Origin of the sequence: Winogradskyella sp., from assembly GCF_003712105.1 — a bacterium.
Lineage (GTDB): Bacteria > Bacteroidota > Bacteroidia > Flavobacteriales > Flavobacteriaceae > Winogradskyella.
The window spans coordinates 35931-50596 of the sequence record NZ_RHLG01000004.1 but is presented as its reverse complement, the minus strand read 5'-3'; the positions used below and the strand labels follow the sequence as shown (position 1 = coordinate 50596).

The window sequence follows — 14666 nt, the reverse complement described above, 5'->3', positions numbered from 1 at the left end:
TTTCCTGTAAGAGTAATCTGTAAAATTATTTTACGAGTTTTAAAAATGTAGATACTTACATATTTCGGACTTCTTTTTTAAAATTACTTGGAGAAGTACCCGTAAATTTTTTGAAAGCAGTAAAAAAACTTGATTTAGATTTAAAGCCAGACTCTAAGCCAATGGCTACTATAGTATAATTGTCATAATCTTTATTTGATAGCATATCTTTAGCGGCATTTACCCTAAGACTATTAATATAGTCATTGAAATTTAAGTCAGATTCTTTACTAATTAACTGTGAGAGATAGCCACGACTTATATTTAATATATCAGCAATATCTATCAATTTTAAGTCAGGATTTAAATAGAGTTGCTTATTAATAATAACATTCTCAAATTTTAAAAAAGATTCAGGTTTTTTTAATGCTTTACTTTTTTGATGAATAGCATTAGTGTTGTTAGAGTTAAACTTATCTTGAATATTACTGCCATTGTTTTTTAATCGTATTAGCTGTCTCTGACTTAAAATGTCCTTTTGTAAAATTGAAGTGTAGCCAATCCAATAGATTAATATTGAAATACCAATCCATAAAGGATAGAACCTGTAATAACCACTGGAGAATAAGGCATCAATTAAGTTAAAAGATAAAAACCATATTAAACATAAAAACAAGCCCGCAATTAAAAGTTGTTTTAACCATTTTGTTGCTATGGGTATGTCTTCAGTGTTCGTTTTCTCGTAAGTTAATATGATTTTGTAGGTCATTATAATTGAGAAAATTGAGTAGATAATTGATAAATACTCTACTATTAAATTAGTTGACGCTATCGTTTTAGTACTAAAGATGTTTTCATTAAAAATGTATTGGTAAATTATAAATAAAGGGAAAAACGAGAGTAATGCTATTATTTCAAATCTATTGGTAGTCTTGTTAAGATAACTCTTAACAAAAAAATAGAAAAAGGGTAGCATTAAAAATTCAAAAGGAAAAAAAGGTACTATATCGGAATGTAAATAAATATATACATCCTTCAACCAGTATTGAAGATTACTTAGTGTTAATGAAAATACGGTTAAAGCGAGATAGAAATTTGTTCTGCTTTTAAATTTTTCATTAACTAGAATTACTACACCAAAAATAATCCCGTGAATTACACCAACTAATATGAGGGTATTAAAAATATTGAGATTCAGGGCTTCCATCACATATATTTAATGGAAGTAAGGTAAAACTTACATCTTAAAAAAGATAATTTTTTTACATTTTTGTATAAAAAATTCTACAAACTATGATCTCACTATAGTCTGTTTTCTATCAGGGCCAACAGATACCACAGTGATAGGTATGTTTAGCTGATCCTCTAAAAATGTAACGTAATCATTAAGCGCTGCTGGTAATTGAGACGCCTCAGTCATGCCAGTTAAATCTGCGTCCCAACCTTTTAATTCAGTATAAACAGGTGTTACATTTTGTTCTTCAATATTGTATGGTAAATGTGATATGTCTTCACCTTTATATTTGTAAGATGTACATACTTTAAGGGTTTTAAATCCGGAAAGTACATCGCCTTTCATCATAATCAGTTCTGTAACACCATTAACTTGACATGCATAGCGCAATGCTACTAAATCTAACCATCCGCAACGTCGTGGACGACCAGTAGTGGCGCCAAACTCATGACCAACACGTCCCATAGTTTCGCCATCTGCATCAAATAATTCTGTTGGGAATGGTCCAGAACCAACACGGGTTGTATAGGCTTTAAAAATACCATACACTTTACCAATACTATTTGGTGCAACACCTAATCCAGTACACGCACCTGCTGCTGTTGTATTAGATGAGGTTACGTAAGGATACGTGCCAAAATCTATATCTAGTAAAGATCCTTGAGCACCTTCTGCTAAAATAGACTTACCTGCTTTTTGTGCTTGATGTACATATTCTTCAGAGTCAATAAACTGAAGTGATTTTAAAGTTTCAATAGCCTCAAAAAATTCTGCTTCTAATTCCTCTAAATCGTATTGAATATCTACATTATAGAAATCAATCATCGCTTGATGCTTGTTGGCTAATGCTCTATATTTAGTTTTCCAATCGGCTAACTCAATATCACCAACACGGATACCATTACGGCCTGTTTTATCCATGTACGTTGGGCCAATTCCTTTTAGCGTTGAACCAATTTTTGCTTTCCCTTTTGCAGTTTCACTTGCAGCATCTAGTAAACGATGCGTAGGTAATATGATGTGTGCTTTTCTAGAGATAAGCAATGATTTTTTGTAATCTACATCTTGCTCATCAAGCTTATCTAATTCCTTTTTAAAAATTACGGGGTCAATTACGACACCATTACCAACAAGATTAATTGTGTCATCATGAAAAATACCAGATGGAATTGTATGAAGCACATGTTTTCTGCCATTAAATACTAATGTATGTCCAGCATTTGGACCGCCTTGAAAACGTGCAATAATATCGTATTTTGAGGTTAATACATCGACAATTTTTCCTTTGCCTTCATCACCCCATTGTAAACCTAGTAGTAAATCTACTGCCATTATAAAGAATTAGTTAGTGTTGTTTTTTCGGTTACCATAGAAATACAGTGAATGGTTGTTGATTTCGATATCAAAAACTTCTTCTATGGTTTTTTTAATGGATTGTATGCGTGGGTCGCAAAACTCAATAACTTCACCAGTGTCTGTTAAAATAACATGGTCGTGCTGCTTATCAAAATACGATTTTTCGTAATGCGCTTGATTCTGACCAAACTGATGTTTACGAACTAAGGCACAATCAAGTAATAACTCAATCGTATTGTATAACGTTGCACGACTTACACGATAGTTTTTGTTTTTCATTTTAATATACAATGATTCAATATCAAAATGCTCTTCACTTTCGTAAATTTCTTGAAGTATAGCGTAGCGTTCAGGTGTTTTTCTGTGGCCGTTTTCTTCTAAAAAACTGGTAAAAACACGCTTTACAATTTCTTGATTACTTTCTTTTGTATTAGTTTCCATAATAGGGTGTAAATTTAAACAAATTTTACACTCTGGTTACCTTATCGATACCATTAATTTTCTTTAAGTTTTCAATAAGTTTTTTTAGCATCGTTTTGTTCTTTACGATCACAGTAATTTTGCCTGAGAAAATACCATCATCACTAGAAAAATTTAGGCTTTTCATATTTACATGCATATTAGACGAAATTACTTTTGTAATATCATTCAGCAAGCCTAAATTGTCGAGACCAGATAGTTTAATTTGTGATGTGTATTCGCGCTGCGTAGAATCTATCCACTTGGCTTTCATTATGCGATACGCATAATTAGATTGCAGGCTTACTGCGTTTGGGCAGTTTTTTTTATGCACCTTGATGCCATCATTTATAGTTAAAAACCCAAATACATTATCTCCAGGAATGGGGTTGCAACATTTTGCCAAAGTATAATCTAAGCGTTCTTCCTCTTTACCAAATACAAGCATGTCGTATTTAGAAGTAATTTCGTCTTTATCAATATCCTTTGGTGCTTCAGGACGACGAATTCTGTTTTTTATGTAGCTCACAAATACATTGCTTCTTGATGCAGCAAACGCCTTAAGCATTGTATTATCAATTGTACCTAAACCAACACGATAGAATAGGTCTAAAGATGTATTTAACTTAAAATAATTTACCAATTCATTTACCGACTTTTCGTTAAGCGTAATCTTAAGTTGTTTTAACTTACGGCGCAGTATTTCCTTACCTTCAGCAGCCATTTCTTTTTTGTCTGCATTGAGGTAAGATTTGATCTTACTACGAGCTCGAGCGGTAGTAGCATAATCTAACCAGTTGCTATTGGGCTTAGAGTTTTCTGAGGTAAGTATCTCCACGCGATCACCACTTTTAAGCTCATGACTTAGAGGCACAAGCTTATTATTAACCTTGGCGCCACGGGTTTTCATGCCGACTTCTGTATGAATACTAAATGCAAAATCTAATGGTGTTGCACCCTTTGGAAGTGATTTTAAATCGCCTTTTGGTGAGAATACAAATATCTCTTTTGCGTACAAGTTGAGCTTAAATTGCTCTACAAAATCAACAGCATCTGCTTCGTTGCTCTCAAGCGTTTCTTGCAAGCGATTAATCCATAAATCTAGACTATCTTCCTTTTCATTCGCATTCTTGTATTTGTAGTGTGCAGCATAGCCTTTTTCAGCAATTTCGTTCATGCGTTCACTACGAATTTGCACTTCGACCCAACGGCCTTTTGGGCCAACTACTGTAATATGCAATGCTTCGTAACCAGTAGATTTTGGTGATGATATCCAATCTCTTAGTCGTATTGGGTTAGGCGTAAAGTGATCTGTTACAATGGAGTATATTTTCCAAGCCAAAAACTTCTCGTTAGCTATATCCGATTTATAGATAATTCTTACAGCAAACTTATCGTAGACTTCATCAAAAGTAACAGCTTGTTTCACCATTTTTCTGCGTATGCTGAAAATTGATTTAGGTCGTCCTTTAACTTCGTAGTTAAGGCCTTCTTTATTCAATGAATCTTCAATGACTTTCGAAAAGGCTTTGATGTATGCATCTTGCTCTTCTTTACTATCTTGAATTTTATTCAAAATATCATTGTAAACCTCTGGTTCAGTATATTTTAAACCTAAATCTTCGAGCTCTGTCTTAATGTTGTACAAACCAATTCTATGGGCAAGCGGTGCATAGATATAGAGTGTTTCAGATGCTATTTTTACTTGCTTATCACTACGCATGCTATCCATAGTTTGCATGTTGTGTAAGCGGTCTGCAATTTTGATAATAATAACACGCACATCATCATTAAGCGTCAGTAGCATCTTTCTGAAATTCTCTGCCTGAAGTGAGACATCCATATCCTTTTTTAAGGACGAAATCTTAGTCAATCCATCAACAATTCTTGCAACGGTTTCACCAAAAAGGCGTTCCATATCAGCGATAGTGTAGTTAGGATTATCTTCAACAACATCATGAAGTAATGCTGCAGCTATACTTGTGGCATCTAAACCAATTTCTTGAGCCACTATTTTTGCAACTGCTATTGGGTGAAATATATAGGCTTCACCAGACTTACGGCGTTGATCTTTGTGTGCATCTAATGCCACATCAAAGGCGTGACGAATTAACTTTTTGTCTTCGCGCGTTAAAGTCTGATAACTTACTTTTAGGAGTTGCTTGTAAGCCTTAGCAATTTCAGCATTTTCTTTTTCAATAGCTTCTTCAGTCATAAAACTAAAGTAAGAAGACCATTTGGAATAAGCAATAGTTTTTGGTTTGGAATTTTAGGGTAGTAACTAATTTATCTTAATACTAATTTTGATACGACGTCTTTTCCTAAAGATTCATTAAGCATGGTGATGATTTTTTCTTTCCCATAGCTTAATTCTTCACGCAAAACACTTGAGTTAAGTTGTACATAGAGCGTTTCGTTTTTTAGCTCAATTGCAGTCGTATAATTATTGACGCCATTACCCATAAGCTTCGCCCATGCCTCACGCACATTAACTTTGTCTAACCCAGATTGCAAATTGTTAGTACTAACAAATTGCTTCAATGCATCTTGTAAGGATTGATTATCGTTATTCCGTCTTGCCATGATTTATGAGTACTAATTTTTAACTATTCTAGATCGAGTTCTAATGGAACATATCTTTTATAAAGGTATATGGTTTGTTGGTCGTTTACAACTTTAAGACTATTTTCATTGGCATCAATGATAGTTTCCTTCCAATTATTATAAGGCGTCTTATAATGCAGATGAAGACTGTCATTTTCAATTTTCACGGTAATACCTTCAGCATCATCAGAGGTAATATATTTGGAGTTAAAACCTGGTTTTAGCTTTTTTCTGAAGCCTTTTAAGTTGTCAGTAATTTGTATATAATCTATGGTTTCATTGTATTTATAAGTCTTAACATCTCCATTGCTAAACATTACTTTATCTATTTCCCAATACCCATTAACATATTCTAAAAAAGATTCTGGATTTTTAGAACAAGAAAAGAATACCAGAGTAAATAAGATTACAACTATCTTTCTCATAGTTTAAAGATTTTATAAGATTGGTGACTATGTTTTACAATAGTTTCAGTGCGTTCAGCATGCGTATCACTAATAAAAATTTGACCAAAATCTGCATCATCTACCATCGTAATAATTTGTGCTACACGGTTTTCATCTAGCTTATCAAAAATATCATCTAGGAGTAGAATAGGAGCAACGCCACTTTGAGATTTGATAAAATCGAATTGAGCCAATTTTAAGGCTATTAAAAATGATTTTTGCTGACCCTGACTACCAAACTTCTTAATCGGATAATCTTCAATTTTAAATTGCAAATCGTCTTTGTGTATACCAACACTGGTGTATTGTATAGCCCTATCTTTAGCAAGATGTTGTTTTAATAATGTATCTAATTCCGTATCAAACAAATCGCTTTTGTAACTTAAATCAATGTTTTCGTTACTATTACTAATTGCTGCATAACGTTGTTTAAAAACTGGGATGAATGTCTCTAAAAACGCTGCACGTTTCTCAAAAATTGGTTTACCAAACGTTGCCAATTGCTGGTCATAAACCTCTAAAGTATCAGTGTTGAAGGTATTATTAAGTGCAAAGTACTTTAGCAGTGCATTGCGTTGCGATAACACTTTGTTATAACGTATTAAATCAGATAAGTAAACTTTGTCACTTTGGGAGATAACACTATCAACAAACTTGCGACGCACATCACTACCTTCGCTAATCAGATCCCGATCTGCAGGAGAAATAATGACTAAAGGAATAAACCCAATATGTTCACTAAATTTCTCATAGGCTTTACCGTTACGTTTTATAACTTTCTTTTGCCCTTTTTTTAGTGAGACAATAATTTTTTCGTCACGATTTTGTTTTAAAAATTGACCATCAACTACAAAAAAATCTTCACCGTGTTTTATATTTTGAGTGGCGACTGGATTAAAATAACTTTTACCAAAGGCAAGATGATAAATAGCATCTAAAGCATTAGTTTTTCCTATGCCATTTGCACCCACAAAACAATTAATTTTAGCATCAAACTCGAAAGATGCGCTTTCAAAATTTTTGTAATTGACTAATGAGAGTTTGTTGAGATGCATAAAAGTGCCGTAATCTTCTGAATTTAAACGTAATTGCTCTTGGCGCGTATTGGCTGCAAAATATTGAAAAATAACAAATAAATAGGCTTTTATTTACCAATAAATATTTTATTTTTGCCCCGCACAAATTAGAAATTATGGCAACTTATAAGAAAAGAGGATATAAGCCTAAAACTAAAAAAGAAAAGACTGAGGTCATTGAAGAAGGATCAACAACTGCTGAGGTGTTTAATACCTTAGATGAGTCCGCTTCTAAAACCGAAGAATGGGTTGTAAAAAATCAGAATTATATTTTTGGGGTTGTTGGTGTTGTAGCTTTGGTTGTATTAGCTATTATGGGATATAATAGATTTATAGCTGAGCCAAATGCCAAAGAAGCAATGAATGAAATGGCTAAAGCGCAAAGCTATTTTGATGAAGCTTTAACCGCAACTGCAAGTGATTCTTTATATACCTTAGCTTTAGAAGGTGGAGAAGGAAAATATGGAATGCTAGATATTATTGAAGAGTATGGTAGTACTCCTGCAGGTAACCTAGCTAACTACTATGCTGGTATGGCTTACCTTAATATGAAAAAGTATGACGACGCTATAAAGTACTTAAGTGATTTTTCAAGTAAAGACATTATGCTTAGTGCTATTTCCAAAGGTGGAATAGGTGATGCATTTGTGCAGTTAAATCAATTAGAAGAAGGATTGGAGTATTATGAGAAAGCAATTGCAGCAAATGCAAATGATTTCACGACACCTTTATACTTAATGAAAGCGGCAATAGTAGCTATGAGCTTAGACGAAAATCAGAAGGCTTTAGATTACTTAAACCGTATTAAGTCTGAATATTCTGAATCTAACGAAGCTAAAGACGTGGATGTGCTGATAGGAAAAGCTTCTGCAAGCTTATAGATTATGGCAACCGAAAATAAAAATTTATCAAACTACGATAAAGCTACAATCCCAAATGCGAAAGACTTTCGATTTGGGATTGTTGTTTCAGAATGGAATGATACCATAACTGAAGGTTTATATGATGGTGCCATTGAAGCACTTAAAGATTGTGGCGCATTAGATAAAAACATTACACGTTGGAATGTGCCTGGCAGTTTTGAACTTGTATACGGCAGCAAAAAAATGCAAGGACAAAATGTAGATGTTGTTATTGCTATTGGTTGTGTTATTCAAGGCGAAACAAAACACTTTGATTTTGTTTGTGAAGGTGTCACTCAAGGCATCAAAGATTTAAATATTCAGAATGAAACTCCTGTAATTTTCTGTGTTCTTACCGATAATACAATGCAGCAGTCTATTGACCGTTCTGGTGGGAAGCATGGTAACAAAGGCACTGAAGCCGCTATCGCTGCTATTAAAATGGCAGAACTTCGCAAAAACTCTAGAGGAAGAGGTATTAGTATAGGTTACTAATTTTTTTCTTTCTTTATGAAACACTTTCCATTTGTACATCTGTCAGTATAGGTTATTTTGGCAGGCTTTTTGTTAACAATTTTTAGGAGTTGTCGTACTAAATTTACTTCTATTTTAAGTAATTTAGAGCGGTAATCTAATTGACGATACAAAAGATGTTTAATCAGCGAAAGCCAAGACGTTTTAATTATAAAACTCGCTTGTCAGATTCTAAAAAGGAAGAATCTGATAGTGACTTAAAGGCTAAATGGGATGAGATGAGAGGTCATACGCATCGAAGAAAAAGTTTTTTTACTTCTATGCCAATGCTAATTATATTTCTAGTATTTGTCTTTGTTTTAATCTATGTCCTAAACGGATATATAAAGTAATAGTATTATGGGGCCAATAAAGTTTAAATTATTCAAAGGATTACCAAAAAACAAAAGATTTAATTATACGCCAAGGTACTACAAAGGTAAACAAGATACTGATGAAACTGCATATCCTACAAAGTTTGATGCATATGCCGAGACACTCAATGATAATGATATTTCTGGACACTGGCACGAAAAAAGAATAAGCAGTAGAAATAGAAATAATTCAGGTTTTAATACTACGATTTATATCATTATCCTAATATTAGTATTTATATCACTTTATATTCTTGACTTCGACTTATCCATTTTCTCTAAAAGCTAATGTCAGACATCATTCAACTCTTACCAGACCATGTGGCCAACCAAATTGCTGCTGGTGAAGTCGTGCAACGTCCTGCTTCTGTAGTTAAAGAACTTTTGGAAAATGCCATCGATGCTGGTGCTACAGAAATTAAACTTATACTTAAAGAAGCTGGTAAAACCCTGGTACAAGTTATTGATAACGGTAAAGGAATGAGTACTACTGATGCCAGATTATCTTTTGAGCGTCATGCAACGTCAAAGATTAGGTCAGCTGAGGACTTATTTCAATTACATACCAAAGGTTTTCGTGGAGAAGCTTTAGCGAGTATTGCTGCAATTGCTCATGTAGAGCTGAAAACCAAACAAGAACAAGACGAACTTGGTACTGAAATATTAATTGAAGGTAGTCATGTAAAATCGCAAGAAGCTACTGTAGTTCCAAAAGGAACATCTGTTGCAGTTAAGAATTTGTTTTTTAATATTCCTGCACGTCGTAATTTTTTAAAGTCAAATACTGTTGAGTTACGACATGTAACTGACGAGTTTCATCGCGTAGCGTTAGCGCACCCGGATATTGCCTTTACTATGTTTCACAATGGTAGTGAGTTGTTTAATCTACAATCGAGCAATTACCGCCAACGTGTAGTTCATATTTTTGGGTCTAAAACCAACGAAAAATTAGTACCTGTAGAAGAACATACCGAAGTGCTTAAAGTATCTGGATTTGTAGGTAAGCCTGAGTTTTCAAAAAAAACCAAATCAGAACAGTTTTTCTTTGTCAATAATCGCTTTATAAAAAGCCCATATTTAAATCATGCCATTAATGCTGCTTTTGAAGGTTTACTTAAAGATGGTTATCATCCAAGTTATTTTTTAAACCTTACGGTTGACCCAAAAACTATTGATATTAATATTCATCCTACAAAGACCGAGATTAAGTTTGATGATGAGCATACGCTGTATGCCATTTTAAGGTCAGCTGTGAAGCATAGTTTAGGTCAGTTTAATATTGCGCCAGTTTTGGATTTTGAAAGCAATACAAATCTTAATACGCCATATAACTATAAAGATAAAGCCGGACAAACACCAACGATAGAAGTAGATAGGTCTTTTAATCCATTTGCTGACGAATCTTCAAAAACACCAAGTAAGAGTTTTAAAAGCTCGGCTAGTCATTTTACAAAACCAACCGCTAATTGGGAAAGCCTATATGTAGGTTTAGAATCAAAATCAAACAGTAATGATGGTGATGACTTTTCTGAAGTTACCTTCGAAAGTGACTCTGAAACAGGTTCAATCTTTAAGGATGATGAAGTTAAGCAAGAGAAAACAACCTATCAATTACACAAAAAATACATAGTAAGTACAATAAAATCTGGGATGCTGATAGTAGATCAGAATCGTGCGCATCAACGCATTTTATATGAAAATTTGCTGAAGCAACTCACGTCTAAGGAAGCAACGACACAGCAATTGTTATTCCCGTTAGAGTTGCATTTTACGACTTCAGATATGGAAGCTATAAAACAATTGCAAAGTGATTTAGAACATGCAGGTTTTGAATTTACTGATATCCAAAATGAACAATTGACCATTAAAGGTGTTCCTGTTGGTGTTGCTGAAGCTGAAGTAAAAATAGTATTAGAGCAATTGATTAGTGATGTGGTGAATGATGTGCCTGATCAAAATTTTAGTGCATCAGATTTATTAGCAAAATCAATGGCAAAAAGTTTAGCTATTAAAACTGGGCAAGTATTAGAAAAAGACGAGCAAGAGCATTTAGTGAATAGTTTATTCGCTTGCAAGGAACCTTCAGTATCACCAACAAATAAAACCACATTTATTACGTTTGGTGTAAACGATATTGAAAAAAAATTTATGTAGACGATTATGAGATTAGGAATAACAGACGCTGTAAAACATCTATTGATTATAAATATAATCATGTTTATAGGTACTTTAAGTATTGGTGATGGTCAGTCTTTTTACCAATGGTTTGCACTATATTTTCCTCAGAATGATGCATTTCAGCCATGGCAAATTATAACACATATGTTTATGCATGGCAATGGTACACATTTGTTGTTCAATATGTTTGCACTTTGGATGTTTGGTACGCCTGTAGAACGCAGCTTAGGGACTAAACGTTTTTTATTTATTTATTTCTCAGCGGGTTTAGGAGCTGTTTTATTTCAACTAGGGTATTACTATTTCAACTTTATTCCAGACTTAAATAATTTGTTAGATTCCGGTATTTCAAAGGAGCAAATATTTAACATGATAGATACTAATAGGGTCTTAAATACCATAACGGATGAGCAGTTGGTACTTTTAAGAAATATTGCTCCGATTTATGCTGCTTCAATGGTTGGAGCTTCGGGATGTATTATGGGAATCCTTTCTGCATTTGGTATGATGAATCCTAATGCGGAGTTAATGCTTATTTTCTTACCTATACCTATTAAGGCTAAGTATTTTATTCCTGGTATAATAATTCTTGATATTATCTCAGCGTTTAGTGGACAATCATTCTTTAGCCCAAGTAATACGGCTTATATGGCGCATGTTGGTGGCGCAATTATTGGTGCGCTTATTATGTGGTATTGGAAAAAGAATAGTATGGACAAATACCGTTGGAATTAGATGTTTAACGACCTTAAGTACAAATACAATACACTCAATAGCTTCGGTAAGCTTATAGTAGTTAATGCTGTAATATTTATCGTATTACTACTCATAAGAGCTTTTAGGTTAGGTAATTTTCAATCTTATTTTATTTTACCTGCAGATTTTGGTGACTTTATTTTACAGCCTTGGTCTATAATTACCTATAGTTTTATTCATATTGGGCTATGGCATTTGTTGTTTAATATGTTATTACTCTATTATCTATCTAGAGTTTGCCTTAACCTTTTTCGAGTTAAAACTGTTTTAAATATCTATTTTTTAGGAGTCATTTCTGGTGGTGTTTTATTTATGGCAATTGCCAATCTGTGGCCTAACGATTTCTTTGGTGCAGGCGGTACATTACGTGGAGCTTCGGCAGGAGTATCTGCGTTATTACTATTTGTTGCTGCATACATGCCAAATTCTGAAATCAGGCTCTTTGGCCTTTTTAATATAAAGTGGAAGTATATTGCTCTAGTATTTGTTTCATTAGATTTGATTAGAATGCTATTAGGACTAAACTCTGGTGGGTATGTTTCACACATTGGCGGTTATTTATTAGGTTTCTATTATGCTAAACAATTATTAGCAGGTAAAGATATAGGCAAGGGTTTTGAACGTTTAATGGATGCTTTGATGAGTTTGTTTAGACCAAAATCTAATTTAAAGACCGTTCATCGTAAAAAGCGTACTTCAAAAACAAGCTCGAAGACCAAAACAGAGTTTGATACGTTAAATAAGCAGACACAAATAGACAGCATCCTAGATAAAATAAGCAAAAGTGGTTACGAGAGTTTAACAGCCAAAGAGAAGGAGTTTTTGTTTAGGCAAGGCAAGAAATAATAGTAGTGAAAGGACTTAGTTTTATAAACAGAATTGTATTCTTTGCCAATTCATTGGCCGCCTTTCTGTTATTAATTGCTTATGTACTGCCTTATATTCCTCCTAAAAGTTTTTCTATATTATCGGTTTTAAGTTTAGCAGTTCCGGGGCTTATTTTTCTTAATATTTTGTTCTTTTTGTATTGGCTATTTAATGTAAAAAAGCAGCTCTTATTATCGTTTTTGGTATTGCTTTTAGGCTTTAATTACATTACATCTATTTATAAATTTACAGGTTCTAAAACAGTTGAAGATGATTTAAATTTTTCTGTAATGAATTATAATGTGCGCCTGTTTAATGTGTTTAATTGGATGCCCAATAAAAACACCGAGGCAGATATTTTAAAGTTTATCACTTCAGAAAAACCTTCAATTCTGAGTATACAAGAGTATCGGAAAACAGAAACTTTCAATCTGCCTGGTTATGAAAAATATGAACATATAACAGGTGATAAAATAAAAAGTGGCCAAGCCATTTTTTCAAAGTTTCCGATTATAAACTCTGGTAACATCAAATTTCCAAATACATCAAATAGCGCTATTTATATCGACATTGTTAAGCAGAGAGATACTATAAGAGTTTATAATTTACATTTACAATCATCTAAGGTTAGTACTGAAGTTAGCGATTTACAGAAGGAAGGTTCTGAAGAATTAACACGCCGAATAGGTGAGGTGTTCCAGATGCAGCAATCGCAAGCCGAATTGGTTGTAGCGCATCGAAAGCAGTGTAAATATAGAACCATTATTACAGGCGATTTTAATAACACGGCGTACTCTTATGTGTATGATAAGATAAAAGGCGATTTTAATGATGCCTTTAATGTAGCTGGCAATGGTTTTGGTAAAACGTTTGATTTTAATAGAATTCCCCTAAGAATAGATTTTATACTTACAGATACGTCGTTTGAAGTTAATGGCTTTAAGAATTATAATATTAAGTTATCTGATCATTTCCCTATTAAAGCGACCTTAAAATAGCATAAACCAACAATCTACTGCATCAGCCACAATATGTATGAGTAAGCCTAATCCAAGTAGTCTTGTCTGTTTTATTAGAGCTAAAAGAAGATATACACCAATGGCATAATAGCTATGAAGTATATGAAAATTGATGCTACATCGATTTGCATCAAAAATTGGGTCTGCCAGCAGATGATCCATATCTATTAAAAACCCTAAAAGCATTATTATAAATGCTCTTTTCCATTGCTTTCTAAAGAAAATAATGGCAACAAGCAACGGTCCCAAAATATGAATACCATAATGTAAAATTAGCTGAAGCATTAGTTGTTCAGGTCTAAATTATTAAGGTGATTTATTGTGTTTGGACCTTCATTAAAAAGTAAATCCAAAATGCTAAGATTAGGCAAATACCCATGTTTTTGCGTAAAAACTTGCGTGTATTTTAAAAATTGAGATTCATCTTTAACTTTAGCATTAACTAAATATCGATAATCATTTGGTTCATTATCATGAGGGGCATATTCATCGGAGAGCTTATAATCTATATTCAGTTCAAGGCATTCGCAAAGTAACTCAAAACTCATAAGAGTAACATCAAGCAGATATTTGAATTTAGTATTGAATATAGGCCTTAAATCATCACGATAAAATTCATAAAAAGGAGACATACGATATGCAGAATCTAACGACTTAAGATGCTGGGCTTGCCATTGTTCTGTTCCCGAAATTAAGACATCTTTGGTTTGTTGTCGATGTTTTTGGGTATATGAAACCGGAACGGACAATGCGAGCTTACCATTAGCGGCATAAATCTCTGCTCTGTTTCTATAAGTCTGTTTTTGGTAATTATCACAAACTTCGAAAATCAGATTTTCGCTTGATATCATTGCTTTAAAATGAGCAATGTTTGGAAAGTATGTAGGATGCAGAAGCATTCTA

General features: G+C 33.4%; 17 protein-coding genes. 8 read left to right on the top strand and 9 right to left on the bottom strand.

Features of this window, described 5'->3' with window-relative positions; genetic code table 11:
* Positions 1-55: 55 nt before the first annotated feature.
* The 7 genes from ED556_RS09855 to ED556_RS09825 form a co-directional block, all read right to left on the bottom strand.
* Positions 56-1186 carry a helix-turn-helix domain-containing protein gene (locus tag ED556_RS09855; RefSeq protein WP_296322930.1) on the bottom strand — a complete coding sequence of 377 codons (1131 nt, stop codon included), beginning with the start codon at positions 1184-1186 and terminating at the stop codon, positions 56-58.
* Positions 1187-1270: 84 nt separating this feature from the next.
* Positions 1271-2545 carry an adenylosuccinate synthase gene (locus ED556_RS09850; RefSeq protein ID WP_296322927.1) on the bottom strand — a complete coding sequence of 425 codons (1275 nt, stop codon included), beginning with the start codon at positions 2543-2545 and terminating at the stop codon, positions 1271-1273.
* A 9-nt stretch (positions 2546-2554) separates the two neighbouring features.
* Positions 2555-3010: a transcriptional repressor gene (locus ED556_RS09845; RefSeq protein WP_296322923.1), complete on the bottom strand. Its 456-nt coding sequence runs from the start codon at positions 3008-3010 to the stop codon at positions 2555-2557.
* 25 nt (positions 3011-3035) lie between these two features.
* Entirely contained in the window at positions 3036-5243 is a 2208-nt protein-coding gene (locus ED556_RS09840) for a RelA/SpoT family protein (protein WP_296322920.1), read from the bottom strand.
* A gap of 71 nt (positions 5244-5314) precedes the next feature.
* Complete coding sequence (locus tag ED556_RS09835; RefSeq protein WP_296322917.1) at positions 5315-5611, bottom strand: DUF721 domain-containing protein; 297 nt, start codon at positions 5609-5611, stop codon at positions 5315-5317.
* A 23-nt stretch (positions 5612-5634) separates the two neighbouring features.
* Entirely contained in the window at positions 5635-6057 is a 423-nt protein-coding gene (locus tag ED556_RS09830) for a lipocalin family protein (RefSeq protein ID WP_296322915.1), read from the bottom strand.
* Positions 6054-7133: a DNA replication/repair protein RecF gene (locus ED556_RS09825; protein WP_296322912.1), complete on the bottom strand. Its 1080-nt coding sequence runs from the start codon at positions 7131-7133 to the stop codon at positions 6054-6056. Before ED556_RS09825 ends, ED556_RS09830 begins: the two co-directional genes overlap by 4 nt.
* 137 nt (positions 7134-7270) lie before the next feature.
* Here ED556_RS09825 and ED556_RS09820 point away from each other — a divergent pair, with 137 nt between their 5' ends.
* From ED556_RS09820 to ED556_RS09785, 8 genes are all read left to right on the top strand, one after another.
* Positions 7271-8035, top strand: coding sequence for a tetratricopeptide repeat protein (locus ED556_RS09820; RefSeq protein ID WP_296322910.1), 765 nt, complete (start codon positions 7271-7273; stop codon positions 8033-8035).
* A 3-nt stretch (positions 8036-8038) separates the two neighbouring features.
* Positions 8039-8551, top strand: coding sequence for a 6,7-dimethyl-8-ribityllumazine synthase (gene ribH, locus ED556_RS09815; RefSeq protein WP_296322907.1), 513 nt, complete (start codon positions 8039-8041; stop codon positions 8549-8551).
* A 155-nt stretch (positions 8552-8706) separates the two neighbouring features.
* The gene (locus tag ED556_RS09810; RefSeq protein ID WP_296322904.1) at positions 8707-8922 is read left to right on the top strand and encodes a hypothetical protein; all 216 of its coding nucleotides are present in this window, start codon (positions 8707-8709) and stop codon (positions 8920-8922) included.
* Positions 8923-8929: 7 nt separating this feature from the next.
* A complete protein-coding gene (locus ED556_RS09805; RefSeq protein ID WP_296322901.1) occupies positions 8930-9232 on the top strand; it encodes a hypothetical protein in 303 nt (100 codons plus the stop codon).
* Complete coding sequence (gene mutL, locus ED556_RS09800) at positions 9232-11097, top strand: DNA mismatch repair endonuclease MutL (protein WP_296322897.1); 1866 nt, start codon at positions 9232-9234, stop codon at positions 11095-11097. The genes ED556_RS09805 and mutL overlap by 1 nt, the downstream gene beginning before the upstream one ends.
* Before the next feature lie 6 nt (positions 11098-11103).
* Positions 11104-11856, top strand: a complete 753-nt coding sequence (locus ED556_RS09795; protein WP_296322893.1) for a rhomboid family intramembrane serine protease — start codon at positions 11104-11106, stop codon at positions 11854-11856.
* The gene (locus ED556_RS09790) at positions 11857-12723 is read left to right on the top strand and encodes a rhomboid family intramembrane serine protease (RefSeq protein WP_296322890.1); all 867 of its coding nucleotides are present in this window, start codon (positions 11857-11859) and stop codon (positions 12721-12723) included.
* 5 nt (positions 12724-12728) lie between these two features.
* The gene (locus tag ED556_RS09785; protein WP_296322887.1) at positions 12729-13742 is read left to right on the top strand and encodes an endonuclease/exonuclease/phosphatase family protein; all 1014 of its coding nucleotides are present in this window, start codon (positions 12729-12731) and stop codon (positions 13740-13742) included.
* Here ED556_RS09785 and ED556_RS09780 read toward each other — a convergent pair.
* Positions 13734-14048, bottom strand: a complete 315-nt coding sequence (locus tag ED556_RS09780) for a DUF6122 family protein (protein WP_296322885.1) — start codon at positions 14046-14048, stop codon at positions 13734-13736. The genes ED556_RS09785 and ED556_RS09780 overlap by 9 nt on opposite strands.
* A complete protein-coding gene (locus ED556_RS09775) occupies positions 14048-14662 on the bottom strand; it encodes a WbqC family protein (RefSeq protein WP_296322883.1) in 615 nt (204 codons plus the stop codon). The genes ED556_RS09780 and ED556_RS09775 overlap by 1 nt, the downstream gene beginning before the upstream one ends.
* Positions 14663-14666 lie beyond the last annotated feature (4 nt).